The organism is Corallococcus sp. Z5C101001, assembly GCF_007352635.1.
In the GTDB taxonomy this organism is placed as follows: Bacteria; Myxococcota; Myxococcia; order Myxococcales; family Myxococcaceae; genus Corallococcus; species Corallococcus silvisoli.
Window position 1 is genome coordinate 341,420 of sequence record NZ_VKLU01000010.1, and the last position, 18,551, is coordinate 359,970.

An 18,551-nucleotide genomic window follows, 5' to 3' on the forward strand; every position below is an offset into this window, starting at 1 on the left:
GGGCCCCCACGAAGGGCCCATGGCCAGAGGGAAGGGAGCCAGCGGAGGGCAGGCAGCCCGCCTGGATGCAAGGGTTCGCGCCGCCCTCCATGGCCGCGCCCTGTCCACCGCGTTACACCTCCCGGAAGTTGTACTCGGGTCCAGCCCGCGCTAACGCCTCGCGTCAGGGCTTCACGCTTGACCCTGCTTTCACCCACCCTCTAGAAGGCCCGCGACCCATGGCGACTCCCGACCGGTTTCCTCTCCCACAGGTCTCTGAAAGCACCCGAAAGCCCGAGTGGTTGAAGGTGCGCCTGCCGCATGGCGATGGCTATGAGCGGGTGAAGGCCATCGTGAAGCGCGTGGGCCTGGCCACGGTGTGTGAAGAGGCCCGCTGCCCGAACATCGCCGAGTGCTGGGGGGGCGGCACCGCGACGGTGATGCTGATGGGCGAGGTGTGCACGCGCGCGTGCCGCTTCTGCCACGTGAAGGTCGGGGCGCCGCCGCCGCTGGATCCGATGGAGCCCATCCATCTGGCGCAGGCGGTGAAGGAGATGAACCTCGAGTACATCGTCGTCACGTCGGTGAACCGCGACGACCGTCCGGACGGGGGCGCCAGCCACTTCGCGTCCGCCATCCGGGAGCTGCGCAAGGAGAGCCCGCGCACGCTCGTGGAGGTGCTCATCCCGGACTTCAAGGGGAAGGAAGCGGACCTGGCCACGGTGGCGGAGGCGAAGCCGCACGTGGTGGCGCACAACGTGGAGACGGTGGAGCGCCTGACGCCGACGGTGCGCGACCGCCGCGCCACCTACCGCCAGTCCCTGCGCGTGCTGGAGTACCTGAAGCACCGCCCCGAGCGGCTCTACACCAAGACGTCCGTCATGGTGGGCCTGGGCGAGACGGACGCGGAGCTGGAGCGCACGTTCCAGGATTTGCGCGACGTGGGCGTGGACGTGCTCACGCTGGGCCAGTACCTGCAGCCGTCGCAGTATCACCTGCGCGTGGAGCGCTTCGTGACGCCCGCGCAGTTCGAAGCGTACAAGGCGCTGGCGGAGTCCTTCGGATTCCTCTACGTGGCCTCCGGGCCGCTGGTGCGCTCCAGCTACCGTGCCGCCGAGTTCTTCATGAAGGGCCTGATGGAGCGCGAGCGCGTCGAGCGCCTGGGCTGACCGGACGCACCCCTTCCCCAACCCGAGAGAGACACTCCCCCTCATGGCGACTTTCGAATTCAAGCTCCCAGACCTCGGCGAAGGCGTGGCGGAGGGCGAGCTCGTCAAGTGGCACGTCAAGGCGGGCGACCTGGTGAAGGAAGACCAGGTGCTCGCCGAGGTGATGACGGACAAGGCCACGGTCACCGTGCCCACCCCCCACGCCGGCCGCGTCGTGAAGACGCACGGCCGCGAGGGCGACATGGCGAAGGTGCACCAGCTGCTGGTGACGCTGGAGCTGGAGGGCAGCGCGCCCGCGGCGGAAGCGCCCGCGCACGGCGCTCCTGCGGCGCAGAGCACGCCCGCGGCGAGCCCCGCGCCGGCGGCTCCTGCCGCGCCGGCGTCGGCCACCAAGGTGCTGGCCACGCCCGTCACGCGCCGCATGGCGCGCGAGCATGGCCTGGACCTGGCGGAGATCTCCGGCTCGGGGCCTCAGGGGCGGGTGACGAAGGCGGACGTGGTGGCGGCGCTGGAGGGCGGTGGCGCGGCGAAGAAGAACGAGGTGTCGGCGCCCGCGCCGCAGGCCGCGCGTCCGGCGGCGCCGTTGGCGGCGGGGAAGGGCGACGAGCGCATCGCGCTGCGCGGGCTGCGCAAGAAGATCGCCGAGAAGATGGTGCGCTCGAAGTTCACGATGCCGCACTTCGCGTTCGTGGAGGAGGTGGACGCCACGGACCTGGTCGCGCTGCGCACGCGGCTCAACAGTCAGCTGGCGGCGGCGGGGGACGGCACGAAGCTGACGTACCTGCCGTTCATCGTGAAGGCGACCATCGCGGCGATGAAGAAGTTCCCGCACCTGAACGCGAACTTCGACGAGGCGGCGCAGGAGCTGGTGGTCCGCGGCGAGTACAACATCGGCATCGCGGTGGCCACGCCGGACGGCCTCACGGTGGCGGTGGTGCGCAACGCGGATCAGCTCACGCTGGGCGAGCTGGCGAAGGAGATCACCCGCCTGAGCGTCGCGGCGCGCGACCGCAAGCTGAAGATGGAGGAGCTGACGGGCGGCACCTTCACCATCACCTCGCTGGGGCAGAGCGGTGGCCTCTTCGCCACGCCCATCCTCAACCACCCCGAGGTGGGCATCCTGGGCGTTCACAAGCTGAAGAAGCGCCCGGCGGTGAAGAACGATCAGGTGGTCATCCGGGACATGATGAACCTGTCGCTCTCGTGCGACCACCGCGTCATCGATGGCGACGTCGCGGCGAGCTTCGTCTACGAGATCATCAAGTACCTGGAGGCGCCGGACCTGCTGTTCCTCGCGATGGCGTGAGGACGCGCGTCGCGGGGCTGCCCGACCGCCCCGGCTCCGGGGGGCGGCCGGGACGCGGGGGACTTCCGGATCAGAACGCTGAGGCGGGCACCCGCGATGGCCGACAATCCCCGTGAGTTGATCCGCGCCGCGCAGACCGCCGAGCTCCAGGGAGACCGTGCGCGAGCGGCGGAGTGTCTGGAGCAGGCCGCCGCGCTCTACCAGAAGTCCGGGCACACCTCGCGCGCCTCGCAGCTGCTGCGGCAGGCGCGCCAGCTGAAGGCCCGCGCCCCTGACGTGAGCCCGGCCTTCGCCGCGGCCATGGCGGGAGGGAAGGACGCGCAGGCGTTCCACTCGCTGTCGTCGATGACCTGGAGCGACGCGGTGTCCACCGCGTTCAACGACAAGGCCGACGCCGTGGCGCACGTCCTGGACGACAGCGAGCCCGCCGCGACCGGAGGCACGCCGCTCGTGCCCGAGCCTGGACTGCCGCGCCTGGCCGGGAGGATCGCGGCCATCGGAAGCGTGTCCGAGCCGGAGTCTTCCCCCCAGCCAGGAGGGCCGGGGGGACTCGCCGGGCCTCCAGACGCCGTGCCTCCATCCCATCCTCCCGCGAGCGTGGAGTCCGTCCTGGACGGCTCCGCCACCCACGCCGCCGGCATGGGGAGCCCACACCCTGAGCAGGGAGACGCGGACGTCGTCGTCCCCGGCGGGCTGCTCCTCCCTCCCGAGGACGACGAGGACCTTCCGTCCAGCGGCCTGCCGCGTTCCCCGGACGGGATGGCGGTCGTCCCAGGTGGGCTGCTGCGTCCACCGGAGGAGGACGTGTCGCCCGTGCCCCGCGAAGCCGGCCGAGCACGGCGCCGGGAGAAGCGCCTCATCGAGCGGGGGCCCACCCGGGCGGATCCCGCGCTCGATGCGTGGTGCTCGTTCTGCTGCCGTCCCCGAGGGGAGGTGGGCGACCTGGTCGCGGGCCCCGCGGGCGCCTTCATCTGCAAGGGCTGCCTCCGCGAGTCCCAGGGACTCCTTGGCGACGTCATCCCCCCGCTCCCCGTGCGCGAACCCGTGAGGGACGAGCCGCGCGGAGCGGGCGTGGAGATGGTCGGGCACGACGACGTGCGGTCGCTGCTGGAGCGCACGCTCCAGGCGGGCGCCCGGTGCCTGCTCGTCGTGGGGCCGGAAGGCTGCGGCAAGAGCATCTTCTTCCAGGCCCTCCAGCGGCGAGGCCAGGGCGTGCTCGCGTCCGTGGAGTCGCTGGACACCACCCCGGGCGCTGGACCGCTGTTGGTGGAGGACGTGGATCGCCTGGAGCCCGGAGCCCAGGCCGTGCTGGCTGCCTTCGTCGCGAACCCCTCGGGGCGTGCCGTGGTGATGAGCGCGCGCGGCGCGGTGTCGTCGATGGGGCTCTGGGTTCGAGGCGAGCTGGGCAGCCTGCCGGTGCCCACCACCGCCGGCATGATCGAAGCGGTCCAGGGCCTGGTACCGGTGACGCTCCTGGAGCACGTGCAGGTGCTGCTGCCCGTGCGCCGGCCGACGGTGCCGGAGCTGGTGGAGGTGGCCCGGCGCTCCCTGTCCCTGCGCCAGCCGGCGGTGTCGCTGTCGGAGGAGGTCCTGGGCGCGTTCGCGGCCGAAGCGGTCCGCTCGCCGCGCGCCGGACACGAGCTGCGCGCGCTGCTGGCCCGCGTTCATGCGGGGACCTGGAGCCTGGAGTCCGCGCAGACGCCCGCCGCGCCGTCCCCCCTCCACCGAGGGGGCCGGAAGGGAACACCATGAGTACGCTGACCATCTTCCGGCTGGGCCGCGTGGAGTACGAGGACGGGCTGAAGCTGATGCACCTGTTTGGCGAGGCCCGCCTCCAGGAGCGCATCGGGGACGCGCTCCTGCTCCTGGAGCATCCCCCGGTCCTCACGCTGGGCCGCGCCGCGAAGCGCGAGAACATCACCGCCACCGACGCGCACCTCGCGGAGCAGGGCGTGGAGGTGTTCGACACCAACCGCGGCGGCGACGTCACCTACCACGGCCCGGGGCAGGTGGTGGGCTACCCCATCCTCCTGTTGCCGCCGGAGCGTCGGGACGTGCGCCGCTACGTGCGCGACGTGGAGCGGGGCCTCATCCAGACGCTCGCGGCGTTCGGCCTCACTGCCGGGCCCATCCCCAAGTGGCCGGGCGTGTGGCTGGGACAGGAGGGCGCTCCGGACGCGCGGAAGATTGGCGCCATTGGCGTGCACCTGTCGCGCTGGCTCACGACGCACGGCTTCGCGCTCAACGTGAACACGAACCTGGCGCACTTCCAGCTCATCGTCCCGTGCGGCATCCGCGAGGCGGGGGTGACGTCCATGCAGCGCGAGCTGGGCCACGCCGTCTCCGTCCCGGAGGTGGAGGAGGCGCTCGCCCGCGAGTTCACCCAGGTCTTCGACGCCCAGCGCGTGGACGGCGCGGTGGACGTGCGCACCGTGAGCGTCGCCGTGGTGCGGGGGCATGGGCCGGACGCCCGGGTGCTGCTGCTGCACCGGACCCCGGAGCGCGGCGGGTTCTGGCAGACGGTGACGGGGCGCCTGGAGCCGGGCGAGTTGCCCGCCTCAGCCGCGCGCCGCGAGCTCTCCGAGGAGACGGGCCTGGACCTCCCCGTGCGGGACCTGGAGTACCGCCACGCGTTCGCGCTGGGGGACGTGCTGCCACCCAAGTTGGTGGAGGAGCACGGCTTCGCGGTGCACGCCGCGCCGGACGCGCAGGTCCGCCTGGGGCCGGAGCACGACGCCTTCGAGTGGGTGGACGTGCCCACGGCGCTGGAGCGGCTGCCCTTCCGGGGCCTGCGGGAGACGGTGGCCCGCGCGCTCAAGGCGCACGGGCCCTGAGCTCCGTTACAGCTTGAGGACCATCGCCTCCTTCGCGGCGATGGCCTCCGGACGGTGCTTGCGCACCTCGCGGACCAGCTTGTCCATGCCCACGTCGTCGCGGCCTGGATCATGGTGGAAGAGCACCAGCTGCTTCACGTCGCTGGCATCCGCCGCGCGCACCGCCGCCTCCCACGTGGAGTGGCCCCAGCCCGTGCGGGCCGGCCCCTTGCGGCCGCGGTACTCATCCTCCGTGTACATGGAGTCGTAGATGAGCGCGTCCGCGCCCCGCGCGAAGTCGAACAGGGCCTGGTCCAGCGCGGTGCCGTGCTCCACGTCCGTCGCGTAGACCAGCGAGCGCCCGCCGAAGTCCACCCGGTACCCCACGTTGCCGCCGGGGTGGTTCAGCTCCAGCGTGCGCACCGTGGCCCCGCCCACCGGGATGTCCTGGCCCACGACGACGTCCCGGTACACCAGGCGCGTGCGGAACACGTCCTCCGCCGTCACCGGGAAGTAGGGGGGCACCATCTGCCCGGCGAGGATCTCCTTCAACGACCGGCCATCGCGCGGGGAGCCGTACAGCGTCACGTCGTTCGCCGGAGAGAACATCGGCGCGAAGAACGGCAGGCCCTGCAGGTGGTCGTAGTGGTAGTGCGAGATGAAGATGGACGCCTTGACGGGCTTGCGCGTCGCCGCCAGCGCATCTCCCAGGCCGCGTGCTCCGGAGCCCAGGTCGAAGATCAGCAGCTCGTCTCCGCAGCGGACCTCCACGCACGGCGTGTTGCCGCCGTAGCGCTTCGTCTGGGGGCCGGGCGAGGGGATGGAACCGCGCACCCCCCAGAACCGCACCTCGAAGCGCGGGGAGCTCCGCCGGGCCGGGCGCTTAGCCGGCCTTGGCTTCCGTGTCGTCGTCCTCCGCGAAGAGCTCAATCAGGTGCCCCGTACGCTCGCGCTTCGTCCTCAAATAGTCGACGTTATGCGGATTGTGCTCGGTCCGGGAAGGGATTCGGCGACGGACCGCCACGCCTTCCTCCACCAGCCCCGCGATCTTCAGCGGGTTGTTGGTGATCAGATCCACCGAACGCACGTCCAGGGCGCGCAACATCTCCGCCGCGATGTCATACGAGCGCAAGTCGTCCGCGAAGCCCAGCTGCCGGTTGGCCTCGTAGGTGTCCAGGCCCTTGGCCTGGAGGGCGTACGCCTTGATCTTGTTGCCCAGGCCGATGCCCCGGCCCTCCTGGCGCAGGTAGAGCACCACGCCCAGGCCGCTCTGGGTCACGAAGTCCAGCGCGCGGTCCAGCTGCTCGCGGCAGTCGCACTTGAGGCTGCCGAAAACCTCGCTCGTGAGGCACTCGGAGTGGATGCGCACCGGCACCCCTTCCATCCCCGCCGGCTCGCCCACCACCAACGCCACGTGCTCGCGCCCGTTGCGCTTGTCGCGGAAGACGATGGTCTTCAGCACCCCTCGGGCCGTGGGCACGTCCGCTTCCGAATACCGCTCCAGGTGCTGGGAGGGCTTGCGGGTCGGCAGGACCTGGGGTGAGCGAGTGTCGGACATGGTAGGTCGTCTCCCAGTGGAAGGCTGTTTCTTCTCGCCCCCCTGGATGCAAGTCAAGGTGACACCCGTATGGGTGTGTTGAAACCCGCCCCCTTGGATGCGGCTTTCGTGGACTTCGTTGCTCAGGCGAGCCAGGAGAGGGGGAGCAGCTCGACATGGGAACCATCAGTCAGGCTGTTGCTCTCCCGAGGGAAGTGAAGCAGGTGGGTCGCCGCCGTCGCTGAACGCAGGGCCCCCGAGGTTTGAGTCCCCAGCGGCTTGGCCCACAACTCGCCCGCCCGCCAGGTGGCCGTGACCCGGACGAAGTGGGCGAGCCCTGGCGCCTTGGACAGGGCGCCCTCCAGGCGTCCGGAGACGCGGGGGGGCTCCACGTCCTCCAGGCCCAGGAGCCGGCGCAGGGCAGGGCGGACGAAGAGTTCGAAGGTCACCAGTGACGAGGTGGGGTTGCCGGGCAGCCCCAGGAAGAGGGTGGCGCCGCGCTGGCCCAGGACGAGCGGCTTGCCGGGCTTGAGGGCCACGCGCCAGAACCGCTGCGCCACGCCCAGGGCCTCCAGGGCGTCCTTCACGAAGTCGTGGTCCCCCACGGAGACGCCGGCGCTGGTGAGGACCACGTCGAAGCCGTCCACGTGGGACAGGGCCTCCAGGACGGCCTCCCGCGTGTCCCGGGCGATGCCCAGCAGCGTGGGCACCCCGCCCGCGCGCCGCACCGCCAGGGCCAGGGTGGGGGCGTTGGTGTCCACGATGCCGTCCCCGGGGGGCTCGTCCACCCGGCACAGCTCGTCGCCGGTGGACAGCACCGCCACGCGGGGCCGCCTGGGCACCGGCACCGTGCCCAGGCCCTGCGCCCAGAGCAGGCCCAGCTCCGGGATGCCCAGCGGGGTGCCGCGACGCAGCAGCACGTCCCCCTCCCGCGCGTCCTCGCCCCGGGCGCGGATGAAGTTCCCCGGCCCCACGGCCTCCAGGATCTCCACGGCGTCCGGCGCGCCCGGGACGGGGCGGGTGCGCTCGCGCATCACCACCGCGTCCGCGCCCTGGGGCAGGGGGGCGCCGGTCATGATCCGCGCGCAGGTGCCGGGGACGACCTCCCGGGTGGGGCGCTTGCCGGCGAACACCGTCTCCCCGACGGCGAGGCGCACGGGCATGGGGCCCTGGAGGTCCCGGGTGCTCACCGCGTAGCCGTCCATCGCGGAGTTGTCCCAGGGAGGCAGGGTGCGGCGGGCGCGGAGGTCCTCGGCCAGGGCCCGGCCCAGGGCGTCATCCGTGGGCACCCACTCGGTGGGCAGCGGCGCGCACAGCCCGAGGATCCGCGCGCGGGCCTCCTCCACCGGCAGCAATGCGGGGGTGTCGCTCATGCCGGGTTTATAGCGGCGCCAGGGGGCTTCCAGGAGGCGTTTTCACACCGAAAGTCCGTGGGAAAATCAAGTGTTAGTTTGACAGCCCAGCTGATCATCGTTACAAGCAATCGTGATCGCGAGGCTCGCGTCCAACAGCAGGGGCGTCCCGCCAACCCGTTGATAGCACACGGGAAATTTCCAAGGAGACAGCGTCGATGGCCAAGCCCAAGTCCGGGGCGAAGAAGCCGACTCCCGCTGCAAAAGCCGGTGCGAAGCCTGCCGCGAAGAAGGACAACGCGGCCCGCCTGGATCTGATCAGGAACGCCTCGAAGAAGGTGGCGACGGCCGCGACGAAGGTCGTCAAGGCGGTGGCCGAGGGGGCGAAGGGGAAGGTCGCGGCGGCGAAGAAGGCGGTGGCGGAGAAGCCGGAGAAGGCGTCCGCGACCGCCAAGAAGGCGGTGGCCAAGGCGGCCCCCGCGGCGCCTCCCGCGAAGGGTGGCAAGGCCGCGCCCGCCGCGAAGGCCGCCCCCGCGGCGCCCGCGAAGGGCGCTCCCGCCGGCAAGAAGGCCGCGGGGAAGGCGGGGGGCAAGACCCCTTCGTCCGTTCCCTCCGGTCCCCCCGTGGAGAAGCCGCGCCCGCGCGCGACCAAGCTTCCCCCCGTGGGCGAGCCGCTCACGAAGCGCGAGATGGAGCAGCTGCTCACCGCCGGCGAAGGCCGGGGCGTGATGGGGGAGGGCAGCCTCAAGGGCCGGCTCATCCTCAGCGGCGAGCTGCCCCACCTGGTGGTCGTGGGCCGCGACAAGCGCGAGCTGACGTTCCTGCTCCAGGGCCCGGACCAGGAGGTCCTCCCGGCCTACGTGGACCACAAGGTCTCCGTGAGCGGCCTCATCAAGAAGACGACCAACCACAGCGGCGTGGTGGAGGTGCGCAAGTACTCCGCCAAGAAGCCGGAAGTGGAGGAGGTCGCGCCGCCGCCCGCGGACACCGAGCCGAAGCTGCGCTACCTGTCGCCCGGCGAGGTCTCCATGGCCATCGCCGCGGGCATGGGCTCCGGCATCAAGGGCTTCGCCAGCATCCGGGGCAACCTGGAGATGATGGGCGACGACTTCGTGCTCGTCGTGTCCAACGGGGGTACGCGCCAGCAGGTGTCCTTCGCCATCGAGGGCAAGGCGGCCGTCAAGAGCCTGCGCAAGCACGTGGGGCAGACGCTCCAGGTGACGGGCGTGGTGGACAAGACGTCCGGCTGGGGTGGCCGCATCGCCGCGGAGACGGTGGAGCCGCGTCCGTCCGAGGCGCGCTCGGTGTCGCGCGACGAGATGGAGCTGGTGCACATCGAGGGCGAGGTGCCCACGTCCGTGGACGTGAAGCTCAACCACGGCCTCACGGTGCGCCTGCAGGAGCAGCCCGGTTCGACCTGGGCCATCGAGCCCACGCTGGCCAAGCGCGTGGGTCTGCGCGAGGCCAACTTCGAGCCGGGTCCCGCCGGCAGCCCCGCCACCCGCGAGTTCTTCTTCACCCCCCGCAACCCCGGCAGCTTCGAAGTGGAGTTCTTCCTCGCCAAGGCGTTCACGCCGGGCGTGGTGGAGCGCTCCTTCAAGATCAACGTCACGGTCAGGCCCTGAGGGTCTGGGCGCACGGGCCCTCCCTGGACCGCAAGGTCTCCCGGGGAGGGCGAATGGGGGCCGGGGGGTTCCCGCCCGCACCCTTCGGGCTTACCCGTTCCCTGAGCGGCCCCGCCGCACCCCCACCGTGAGCCTCTCCCAAGACCACATCCGACAGCTGCTCGCTGAAGCCGACCACCCGCTGGGCGTGAAGGAACTCCTTCGCGTCGCGGGGCTGAACCCCGGCCAGCAGACCGAACTCAAGCGCGCCCTGCGCGAGCTGGTGCGCTCCGGCGCCATCCTCAAGGAGGGCAAGCGCTTCCGGCTGGAAGGCCCGCGCGTGCCCCGTGCCCCGGACGCGGATGCGGACCTCCGCCGGGCGCCCTCCGCCCCTCCCTTCAAGAAGCGCGGGCCTGCTCCTGGCAGCGGCCGCGAGGAGCGCCGGGGCGGCTTCCGCGATGACGGTCCCGGCGGTGCTCCGTTCCGGCGCTCGCTCCAGCGGGGCTCCCGCGACGAGCGCTTCACCGACTCCGGCATCCCCGAGGTGGAGGGCATCCTCCACATGCACCGGGACGGCTTCGGCTTCGTGCACCCGGTGACGGGCGAGGGCGAGAACATCTTCCTGCCGCCGGGCGAGGCGCAGCGGGCGCTCGACAACGACCGCGTCCTCGTGGAGGTGGCGGGCCGGCCGGGCCGCTACGAGGGCCGGCTGTTGCGCGTGGTCAACCGCCGCCGTGAGCTGGCGGTGGGCACGTACGTGGCGCAGGGACGCCACTCGGTGGTGCTGCCCACGGACGCGAACCTCCCGGGCCCCATCCGCGTCCCCGCGACGCAGATGGCGCGCGATGGCGACCTGGTGAAGGTGCGGCTGGGCGTGGGCGCGGATCTCCTGGATCCGGGACAGGGGCTGTTCGGCGAGGTGGCGGGCTCGCTGGGCCGGCCGGGTGAGCCGAGCGCCGAGGTGCTGGGGTCGGCCTTCTCGCAGGGCTTCTCCGACGAGTTCCCGCCGGAGGTGATGGACGAGGCGGATGCGTTCGCCGTGCGCGTCTCCGAAGCGGAGGCCACGGAGGGAAACCGCCGCGACCTGCGCTCCCTGCCGCTCATCACCATCGACGGTGAGGACGCGCGCGACTTCGACGACGCGGTCTACGCGGAGCCGAAGGCCGGGGGCTGGCGGCTGGTGGTGGCCATCGCGGACGTGTCCCACTACGTGCGCGAGCGCAGCGCCCTGGACGCGGAGGCGCTCAACCGCGCCACGTCCGTGTACCTGCCGGACCGCGTGCTGCCCATGCTGCCGGAGCGGCTGAGCAACGGCATCTGCTCGTTGCGTCCGGACGAGGACCGGCTGTGCATGGTCGCGGACATGACGTTCGACCGCCACGGCCAGCGCCGCTCGCACGAGCTGTATCCGGCGGTGATGCGCAGCGTGGCGCGCTGCACGTACAACGAGGTGCAGGACGTCCTGGATGGCACGGACGTGCCGCACCGGAACTTCCTCAAGCCCCAGTTCGAGGAGTTGATGGCGCTGGCCCGCGCGCTGATGGGCATGCGCAAGGCGCGAGGCGCCATCGACTTCGACGTGCCCGAGCACAAGGTGCTGCTGGGCGAGGACGGCCTGCCGCTGCGCATGGAGAAGCGCGAGCGCAAGGACAGCCACCGGCTCATCGAGGAGTGCATGCTCGCCGCCAACGAGGCGGTGGCGACGTACTTCCAGGACGAGGGCCTGCCCACGGTGTACCGGTTCCACGGCGAGCCGGATCCGCAGAAGCTGGCGGCGTTCGCGGTGCTGGCGGAGGCGTACGGCTTCCACCTGGAAGTCGAAGACGGTGTGTCGTCGAAGGAGCTGGACGCGTTCATCACGCAGCTGGAGGGACACCCCGAACAGCGGGCGCTCAACCAGCTGCTGCTGCGCTCCATGATGCAGGCCGTCTACACGTCGACGCGCGTGGGCCACTACGGGCTCGCGGCGGAGAACTACCTGCACTTCACGTCGCCCATCCGGCGGTATCCGGACCTGCTGGTGCACCGCATCCTCAAGGCGGTGTGGGCGCGCAAGGGCAAGCGGCCCTCGGACGCGCAGCTGGAGCGCGAGGAGGAGCGGCTGGAGGGCATGGCGCAGCAGTGCTCGGAGCGCGAGCGCGCGGCCATGACGGTGGAGCGCGAGGTGGTGGCGTTCTACGCGGCGCTGATGATGAAGGACCGCGTGGGCGAGGAGTTCGACGCGACGGTGGCGGGCATCGCCGACTTCGGCTTCTTCGTGGAGCTGGACGAGGTGCACGTCGAAGGCCTGGTGAAGGCGGAGACGCTGGGGCCGGGCTCCAAGCTGGACAAGCGCACGCACTCGCTCGTGTACGCGAACGGCAGGCGCGTGCGCGTGGGCCAGAAGCTGCGCGTGAGGTTGCTGTCCGCGAACACGACGTCGCGGAAGATCGACTTCGAGGCGCTCCAGTTCGAGAACGAAGCGCCGCTCCCGAGGGCCGCGGGGGCCCGGCCGCCGTCGCGCCGGCGCGAGTACGTCAACGAGGCGCCGGTGCGCCATCAGGGCGGCCGGCATGAGCGTCCGGGCCGTCCCGGGCGCCACGAGCGCGAGGCCGCGAAGGCGGGGCGCACGCCGTGGAAGAAGCCGGCGGGTGCCGACGCGGACGGGGAGTGGAGGTCGCTCGCCGAACAGGAAGAGGCGGGGACGCGGACCACGGACGAGGCCCTTCAGAAGCCACGAGGTGCTCGCTCGGGGGCCGCGTCGTGGAAGTCCGTCACGGCGGCCGGAGACGAAGGCCGCCAGAAGCCACAAGGTGCTCGCTCGGGGGCCGCGTCGTGGAAGTCCGCCACGGCGGCCAGTGAGGCGTCCCACCGGAAGCTGTCGGGTCCTGGCGCGGAGGCCGAGCCGTGGAGCCCGGACGCGGAAGAGACGCCGTTCGGCGTGAGGCCCTGGGAGCCTCCGACGGCCGAGGACGTCGCGTCGGAAGAAGCCGCGTCGTTCGCTGGGTTTGGTGGCGATGCGTCCGAGGAGGCGACGTCCAGGCCGCGCCCGCGCGGACGGTTCAGCCGGGAAGGGCGCCGCGAAGAGGCCGCGCCCGCTCGCACGACCTCGCGCTTCCCGCGTGCCAAGACCGAAGACGTGCCCACGCCGAAGGCGGAGCCCTCCGCTCCGGCGAAGGGCAAGCGCCGGGTGATTCGCCCCGCGCGACCGGCGTCCGGCGAGGACTCCGCCAGCACCGCGGGAGCGCTGTCGCCGAGTGAGGATTTCGCGCGCCCGGGACAGGACTCCGAGGAGGCCGCGCCGTCGGCGGCACCGGGCCTGGAGGCCAGTCCTTTCGGTGACGACACCGCCCCGGCCGCGTCTCCGCATCCGGGCTTCGACCGGATCCGCGCGCTGGCCGCGCAACGGGGCCAGCTCACCACGGGCGGGGCTCCTGGGCGCGCGGGCGCGTCCAAGAAGGTGCGCAAGGCGGCGACGGGCGCGGCGGCCCGCTCGAAGCCTTCGAAGAAATCCCCCTCGGGGAAGAAGACCGGGGGCAGCAAGGGCGCGAGCAAGAAGCCGGGGCGTGGGGCTCCCGGCAAGCGCAAGCGCTGAACGCGGGGCCGGGATTGCCGGCCTCGCAGCCGTTCCTCTCAAGGAGGCCGTGTGGGCGCTGTGCGAATCGTGGGGTTGATGCTCGCCGTGGCGGGCGGAGTGCTGCTGTTCACCGGGCTCAAGGCGCGGGACTCGCTCACCGAACGCGCGACGGAGCTCATCACCGGCCGCAACACCGAACAGACGACGTACTACGTCGCGGGCGGCGGCGCCGCGCTCGTGGGCGGCGTGCTCCTGGCCCTCTTCGGAGGGGGACGAGGCCGGCGCTAGGCCGCCCCGTCCCCGGGCCCGACTGACTACTTGGCCGTGGCCTGCGCGGCCTTGGCGCGCTTGGTCGCCTCGCCGAACTGCTTGGTCATTTCGTTGAACTGGACCTGGAGCTCCTCGATGCGCGCGGCGTGAGCGGCGGCGCTGGCCTTGGCGGCGGCGACGCGCTCCGCGGCCTGCGGATCCACGACGGGCTTCTTGCCCTTCTCCGCCTTGGGCGGCGTGGCGGCCTCGACGGCCTCCTGCTCGGCGGCGTCGCGCAGGGCCTTCTCGTGCTCCATGTACTTGGCCATCACGATGCGCTTGTTGAGGTACGTGTTGGGCGAGTCCGGGTTGATGGCGAGGACCTCGTCATACGTCTTCAGCGCCTTCTCCAACTCCTCCGGGACGGCCGGGGCGGCCATGGAGCGAGCCCCGCCGCGCTGCGAGTGGACCTCCGCGATCCAGCTGAGCGCGTCGGTGTCCTTCGGGTTGATCTTCAGCGCTTCCTGGAAGTACTGCTCCGCCTTCTCCAGCGGGCCGTTCTTCGCGTACATCGCCGCGATGTTGCGGTAGGCGTCGGCCTTCTCGGTGGGCGTCTTCGCGAAGTCCACCAGCTTCAGCGCGGCCTGCGCGGCGGCGTCCGTCTGGCCCGCCTGCATGTGCGCGAAGGCCTTCTTCTCCCAGACCTTCTCCTGGTTCGGGTCGATCTTCAGCGACTCCTCGTACTCCTTCACCGCCTCCGCGTAGTTCTTGTCGGCGAGGAAGTTGGTGCCCTTGACGCGGTGCTCCTTGGCCTTCTCCTCCTTCTCGTCCGCACAGCCGAAGGTCCCGCCCAGGGTCAGCACACCCAGCATCAAACCCACGCTACCCAGTCGCTTCATGCTCAAAGCCTTTCGTGAAGTTCCAGGGGGCACGCCACGTCCGGGGGCCCCACGTGCCGCGGAATATACCCGAACTCGACTCGTGAGCCGCGTGTCCTGAGGGCCCGGCCTCCCCCCGGGCGGCCAGGGCCGGACACTTCACTTCAGGAGGAGCGGCCGCGCGCGACCAGGGAGACGAGCAGGGGCGCGCCCAGGGCGGCCGTCACCACTCCCACGGGCAATTCCCGCCCGGGGAGGATCACCCGTGCCGACGCATCGCACAACGCGAGGAAGGCCGCCCCCACCACCACCGAGCCGGGCAGCAGGACGCGGCGACTCACGCCCAGAGTGCGGCGCACGAGGTGCGGGACGATGAGCTCCACGAAGGCGATGGGGCCGCACCAGGCGACGCACGCGGCGACGCCCAGCGCCCCCAGGCCGATGGCCACCGTGCGGACGCGGCGGACGGGGACGCCCTGGGACTCGGCGTGCTCCTCGCCGGCGATGAACACCTCCAGTGCGCGGGTGAGGGCGAGCAGGCCCACGACGGTGACGAGCGCGAACGGCGTCAGCAGCAGCACGCCCGAATAGCCCACCTGGGGCAGGTGGCCCAGCGACCAGAGCGTGGCCGCCATCAGCTCCGCGGAGTCCGCGGAGAACTGCAATCCGGTGGCGATCGCCCCCGCGGCCATGGAGCAGGCGATGCCCGCGAGCACCACGTCGTTCATCCGCACGCGCCGGCCCGCCGCGATGGCGGCCACCACCAGGCTGACGCCCAGCGCCCCCACGAAGGCCGCGGCGGTGATGAGCGGCAGTCCCCCAGGCGCCAGTCGAGCCCCCAGGATGATGGCCACCAGCGCGCCCAGGGTCGCGCCCGCCGTGGTGCCCACGGTGCTCGGCGCGGCCAGCGGGTTCGCGAAGAGGGACTGATACACCGCGCCCACCAGGGACAGCGTGCCGCCCACCAGGATGGCCATCAGCGTGCGGGGCACGCGCAGCTGCCAGAAGATGAAGTCCGCCGAATCCGCGGAGAAGCCCGGGCCGATGAACGGCGCCACGAGGCAAGCGGCCACGCACAGCGCCACGAGGACCCAGGGCTTCACGGCGTGCCTCCGCTCCGGGGCAGGCCCACGAAGACGCGGTGTCCCTCCACGTGCATGCCGTGCATCCTCACGCCGAACAACGCTCCCAGCTGTTCGCCCAGGTCCGGCGCATCGAGGCGCGAGTCGAACGCCACGCGGCCCTGGAAGAGCCCGACCACGCGCGGCGCGGGCGTCCCGGGCGCATGGGTGTGCGCGAGCACGTTGACGTCATGGGTCACGCAGAGGATGCCGCGCCCCGCGCGCCAGAGCTGACCCATGCGCGCGTACAGGTCCAGCTGCTGCGCGGGGTCCAGGAAGTTGGCGGGCTCGTCCAGCAGCACCAGCGGCGTCTCCTGCGCGAGCAACCCCGCCACCGCCACGCGCTGCCGCTCGCCGCCCGACAGCTCCGTGATGGGCCGCAGGGCGAACGACGCGGCCCCCACCTCCGCGAGCGCCTGGTGCGCCGCCGCCTCGGAGGCGCGGCGGGATTCGGGGAAGCGGTAGCGCGCGGAGACGACCTGCTCCAGCGCGGTGATGGGCTCCGCCGCCTCCAGCCGCTGGGGCAGCCACGCGAGCCGCGCCGCGCGCTCACGGGGAGCGAGCTTCGCCACGTCCTGTCCGTCCACGAGCGCATGGCCCGCGTCCGGCTGGAGCAGGCCCAGCGCCACCCGCAGGAGCGTGGACTTTCCGGCGCCGTTGGGCCCGACGATGGCCACGAAGTCGCCCGGTGTCACGCGCAGCGACACGCCATCCAGCAGCGTCCGCCCGCGCGCTCGCACCGTCACCGCCTCCAGCGTCAGGCCGGCCGTCATGGCGCGGAGGGCAGGGTGCCCAGGGCGGCGTGGAGCCGGTCGACGACGTCGAGGATGGCGGGCCCGGTGGACTGCACGTCGGGGCCGATGACCAGCCGCACCCGGTCCTCTCGCGCGGCGCGCAGTCCGGTGAGCTGCTTCCATTGGGTGAGCACGCGCGCCTGTTGCTCGGCGTCCAGGGCGGGGGCGTTGATGAGGACCAGCACCGCGTCCGGATTGAGCGCGATGACCCCTTCCAGCGACAGGTTGGGCGGCCCAAGCTTGTCCTCCGCGACGGCGTTGCGCCCACCCGCGGCTTCCAGCGCGGCGCCGTGAAGCGACGCGCGCTTCATGTACCAGACCTCCGACAGCGTGCCCGCCACGTCGCCCAGCACCAGCAGCACGCGTGGCGCGTCCTTCGGCGCGGGGCGCGACAGCGTCACCTGGAGCCGCTCCGCCAGCGCCGCGGCCTGGGGCTCGCGTCCGCTCAGCCGGCCCAGCTCCTTCACGCTCGCCACGACCTCCGGAAGCGACAGCCAGGGCAGCACCTTCAGCGGCGCGAGCGCGGACAGCGCCTCCGCTGGAGCCTGCTTCACCTGCTGGTCCACGAGCAGCGTCGGCTTGAGCCGCGCGATGGCCTCGAAGTTGGGGGTGAAGGTGGTGCCCACCCGAGGCAGCGCGGGAGCCCCCTCGGGCAGGGTGGTGTAGTCGGACACGCCCACCACCTCCGCGCCGGCGCCCAGCGCGAACAGCGTCTCCGTGAGGGACGGCGACAGCGAGATGATCCGCCGCGCCTGTGACTCCGACGCAGGGGGCGCCGAGCGTTGGCAACCAGCCGCGAGTGCGAGCACCACGCAGAGCAGCGAGGGGAGGCGGAAGAGACTCATGGGCGGGTCGCCTTCTAACACGCGGGTCGTCCTCGAGTGCCGGGAAGCGAAGCCTGGGTTTTGCGCGTGAAGCGCGTTTATCCTGAGAAATCCTCACAGGGGGAATCGGACATGGCCTGGATGAATCCGTCGTCCCGCGCGCTCTGCGCCGCGGCGCTGCTTTGCACTTCGTCTGCCCTTGCCGCATCGCCGTTCGCGGAAGGGATGGTCTCCATCACGTTGGATGACGGCTGGAGCACGCAGTACACGGCGGCGCGGCCCGCGCTCAATTCGCGAGGCATTCCCGCGACCTACTACCTCGTCACCGACGCCATCGCGCAGGGGTGGGGTGGCTACCTGAGCCTCGCGCAGGTGCGGACGCTCCATACGGAGGGAAATGAGATCGCCAGCCACACCCGCACGCACCCGGATCTCACCACGTTGACGCCCGCGCAGCTCACGTCGGAGCTGCATGACTCGCGGGTGTATCTGTCCACGAACGTGGGGCCGGCATGTGGCAAGGACTTCGCTTCACCCTATGGTGCCTACAACGCGACCGTGATGGCCGCGCTGAAGCCGGAGTACGCCAGCCACCGCACCATCAACGCGGGCCGGAACTTCCGCGACACGGTCATCTACGAGCTGCGCGCCAACGACGTCTCGAGCGCGGTGACGGTGGCGACGGTGAAGGGATGGATCAACCAGGCCATCGCGGAGAAGAGCTGGCTCATCATCCTCTTCCATGAGTTCACCAGCGGCACGCCCACGCGCGACACGCAATACAAGACCTCCAACTTCACCAGCATCCTCGACTACGTGCGGTCGACCGGCATCCGCACCGTCACCGTCGCGCAAGGGCTGGCGCTGACGGACGGCGTCACGGAGCCACCGGTCTCCGTGGGCACGGTCGTCTACGACGACGCGATGGGCAGCGGGTTCCAGGATTGGAGCTGGGCGACGCACGACCTGGACCAGTCCGTCACGGTGCACTCCGGGGCCACGGCCATCGGGTTCGAGCCGGACTTCTGGGAGGCGCTGATGTTCCACCACGCGGGCCTGGACCTGTCGCTGTACCAGTCCGTCGACCTCTGGGTGCACGGCGGCACCACGGGCGGTCAGCAGGTGCGGCTGGCGCTCTACAATGGCTCCACGCCGCGCGGCAGCATGAACCTGGCGACGGCGCTGGGCCACCCCATCGCGGCGGGGACGTGGCAGAAGGTCTCCATTCCGCTGAGCGCGCTGGGCGCGACGTCCGGCACGGTGGATGACCTCTACGTGATGGACGACTCAGGAGCGAACCAGGGCACGCTGTACGTGGACGACTTCATCCTCGTTCCCCGCTGAGCCGGCCTCGAAGCCGCGCGCGCCA

General features: G+C 71.6%; 15 protein-coding genes. 8 read left to right on the top strand and 7 right to left on the bottom strand.

Annotated elements, in window-relative coordinates; all coding sequences use genetic code 11:
• The first annotated feature begins 218 nt into the window (after window positions 1-218).
• The 4 genes from lipA to lipB all read left to right on the top strand — a co-directional run bounded on the left by lipA (window position 219) and on the right by lipB (window position 5,288).
• Window positions 219-1,148 (top strand): lipoyl synthase, encoded by a 930-nt coding sequence (gene lipA, locus FOF48_RS23760; RefSeq protein ID WP_143905049.1) that lies wholly within the window; start codon window positions 219-221, stop codon window positions 1,146-1,148.
• A 43-nt stretch (window positions 1,149-1,191) separates the two neighbouring features.
• A complete protein-coding gene (locus FOF48_RS23765; protein ID WP_143905050.1) occupies window positions 1,192-2,454 on the top strand; it encodes a dihydrolipoamide acetyltransferase family protein in 1,263 nt (420 codons plus the stop codon).
• A 96-nt stretch (window positions 2,455-2,550) separates the two neighbouring features.
• Window positions 2,551-4,206 (top strand): ClpX C4-type zinc finger protein, encoded by a 1,656-nt coding sequence (locus FOF48_RS23770; protein WP_143905051.1) that lies wholly within the window; start codon window positions 2,551-2,553, stop codon window positions 4,204-4,206.
• Window positions 4,203-5,288 (top strand): lipoyl(octanoyl) transferase LipB, encoded by a 1,086-nt coding sequence (lipB, locus tag FOF48_RS23775; protein ID WP_143905052.1) that lies wholly within the window; start codon window positions 4,203-4,205, stop codon window positions 5,286-5,288. Before FOF48_RS23770 ends, lipB begins: the two co-directional genes overlap by 4 nt.
• Before the next feature lie 6 nt (window positions 5,289-5,294).
• On the opposite strand, the gene FOF48_RS23780 is transcribed toward lipB, so the two are convergent.
• The 3 genes from FOF48_RS23780 to glp all read right to left on the bottom strand — a co-directional run bounded on the left by FOF48_RS23780 (window position 5,295) and on the right by glp (window position 8,177).
• Window positions 5,295-6,116, bottom strand: a complete 822-nt coding sequence (locus tag FOF48_RS23780; RefSeq protein WP_143905053.1) for an MBL fold metallo-hydrolase — start codon at window positions 6,114-6,116, stop codon at window positions 5,295-5,297.
• Between the two features lie 34 nt (window positions 6,117-6,150).
• Complete coding sequence (gene ribA / locus FOF48_RS23785) at window positions 6,151-6,825, bottom strand: GTP cyclohydrolase II (protein WP_143905054.1); 675 nt, start codon at window positions 6,823-6,825, stop codon at window positions 6,151-6,153.
• 122 nt (window positions 6,826-6,947) lie between these two features.
• Window positions 6,948-8,177, bottom strand: a complete 1,230-nt coding sequence (glp, locus tag FOF48_RS23790; RefSeq protein WP_143905055.1) for a gephyrin-like molybdotransferase Glp — start codon at window positions 8,175-8,177, stop codon at window positions 6,948-6,950.
• A gap of 197 nt (window positions 8,178-8,374) precedes the next feature.
• Between glp and FOF48_RS23795 the strand changes: the two genes are divergently transcribed.
• The 3 genes from FOF48_RS23795 (at window position 8,375) to FOF48_RS23805 (ending at window position 13,604) form a co-directional block, all read left to right on the top strand.
• Window positions 8,375-9,781, top strand: a complete 1,407-nt coding sequence (locus FOF48_RS23795; RefSeq protein ID WP_143905056.1) for a protease inhibitor I42 family protein — start codon at window positions 8,375-8,377, stop codon at window positions 9,779-9,781.
• A gap of 127 nt (window positions 9,782-9,908) precedes the next feature.
• Window positions 9,909-13,334: a ribonuclease R gene (rnr, locus tag FOF48_RS23800; protein ID WP_143905057.1), complete on the top strand. Its 3,426-nt coding sequence runs from the start codon at window positions 9,909-9,911 to the stop codon at window positions 13,332-13,334.
• A gap of 51 nt (window positions 13,335-13,385) precedes the next feature.
• The gene (locus tag FOF48_RS23805; RefSeq protein WP_186002049.1) at window positions 13,386-13,604 is read left to right on the top strand and encodes a DUF3185 family protein; all 219 of its coding nucleotides are present in this window, start codon (window positions 13,386-13,388) and stop codon (window positions 13,602-13,604) included.
• A 26-nt stretch (window positions 13,605-13,630) separates the two neighbouring features.
• Here the strand turns inward: FOF48_RS23805 and FOF48_RS23810 are convergent, their stop codons facing one another.
• The 4 genes from FOF48_RS23810 to FOF48_RS23825 form a co-directional block, all read right to left on the bottom strand.
• Window positions 13,631-14,464 carry a tetratricopeptide repeat protein gene (locus FOF48_RS23810; RefSeq protein ID WP_143905058.1) on the bottom strand — a complete coding sequence of 278 codons (834 nt, stop codon included), beginning with the start codon at window positions 14,462-14,464 and terminating at the stop codon, window positions 13,631-13,633.
• Between the two features lie 143 nt (window positions 14,465-14,607).
• Window positions 14,608-15,546 (bottom strand): iron ABC transporter permease, encoded by a 939-nt coding sequence (locus tag FOF48_RS23815; RefSeq protein ID WP_143905059.1) that lies wholly within the window; start codon window positions 15,544-15,546, stop codon window positions 14,608-14,610.
• On the bottom strand, window positions 15,543-16,337 hold the full coding sequence (locus FOF48_RS23820) for an ABC transporter ATP-binding protein (RefSeq protein ID WP_143905060.1): 795 nt from the start codon (window positions 16,335-16,337) through the stop codon (window positions 15,543-15,545). The genes FOF48_RS23815 and FOF48_RS23820 overlap by 4 nt, the downstream gene beginning before the upstream one ends.
• Window positions 16,334-17,203 (bottom strand): ABC transporter substrate-binding protein, encoded by an 870-nt coding sequence (locus tag FOF48_RS23825; protein WP_143905061.1) that lies wholly within the window; start codon window positions 17,201-17,203, stop codon window positions 16,334-16,336. The genes FOF48_RS23820 and FOF48_RS23825 overlap by 4 nt, the downstream gene beginning before the upstream one ends.
• A 204-nt stretch (window positions 17,204-17,407) precedes the next feature.
• Between FOF48_RS23825 and FOF48_RS23830 the strand changes: the two genes are divergently transcribed.
• Window positions 17,408-18,526: a polysaccharide deacetylase family protein gene (locus tag FOF48_RS23830; protein WP_255442585.1), complete on the top strand. Its 1,119-nt coding sequence runs from the start codon at window positions 17,408-17,410 to the stop codon at window positions 18,524-18,526.
• The last annotated feature ends 25 nt before the right edge of the window (window positions 18,527-18,551 follow it).

What these genes read in the sequence shown, in the direction of transcription:
- glp (WP_143905055.1), bottom strand. Translation starts at nt 8,177, where the DNA reads ATGAGCGACACCCCCGCATTGCTGCCGGTGGAGGAGGCCCGCGCGCGG.
- FOF48_RS23770 (WP_143905051.1), top strand. Translation starts at nt 2,551, where the DNA reads ATGGCCGACAATCCCCGTGAGTTGATCCGCGCCGCGCAGACCGCCGAG.
- FOF48_RS23820 (WP_143905060.1), bottom strand. Translation starts at nt 16,337, where the DNA reads ATGACGGCCGGCCTGACGCTGGAGGCGGTGACGGTGCGAGCGCGCGGG.
- lipB (WP_143905052.1), top strand. Translation starts at nt 4,203, where the DNA reads ATGAGTACGCTGACCATCTTCCGGCTGGGCCGCGTGGAGTACGAGGAC.
- lipA (WP_143905049.1), top strand. Translation starts at nt 219, where the DNA reads ATGGCGACTCCCGACCGGTTTCCTCTCCCACAGGTCTCTGAAAGCACC.
- FOF48_RS23810 (WP_143905058.1), bottom strand. Translation starts at nt 14,464, where the DNA reads ATGAAGCGACTGGGTAGCGTGGGTTTGATGCTGGGTGTGCTGACCCTG.
- FOF48_RS23795 (WP_143905056.1), top strand. Translation starts at nt 8,375, where the DNA reads ATGGCCAAGCCCAAGTCCGGGGCGAAGAAGCCGACTCCCGCTGCAAAA.
- ribA (WP_143905054.1), bottom strand. Translation starts at nt 6,825, where the DNA reads ATGTCCGACACTCGCTCACCCCAGGTCCTGCCGACCCGCAAGCCCTCC.
- FOF48_RS23825 (WP_143905061.1), bottom strand. Translation starts at nt 17,203, where the DNA reads ATGAGTCTCTTCCGCCTCCCCTCGCTGCTCTGCGTGGTGCTCGCACTC.
- FOF48_RS23765 (WP_143905050.1), top strand. Translation starts at nt 1,192, where the DNA reads ATGGCGACTTTCGAATTCAAGCTCCCAGACCTCGGCGAAGGCGTGGCG.
- FOF48_RS23830 (WP_255442585.1), top strand. Translation starts at nt 17,408, where the DNA reads ATGGTCTCCATCACGTTGGATGACGGCTGGAGCACGCAGTACACGGCG.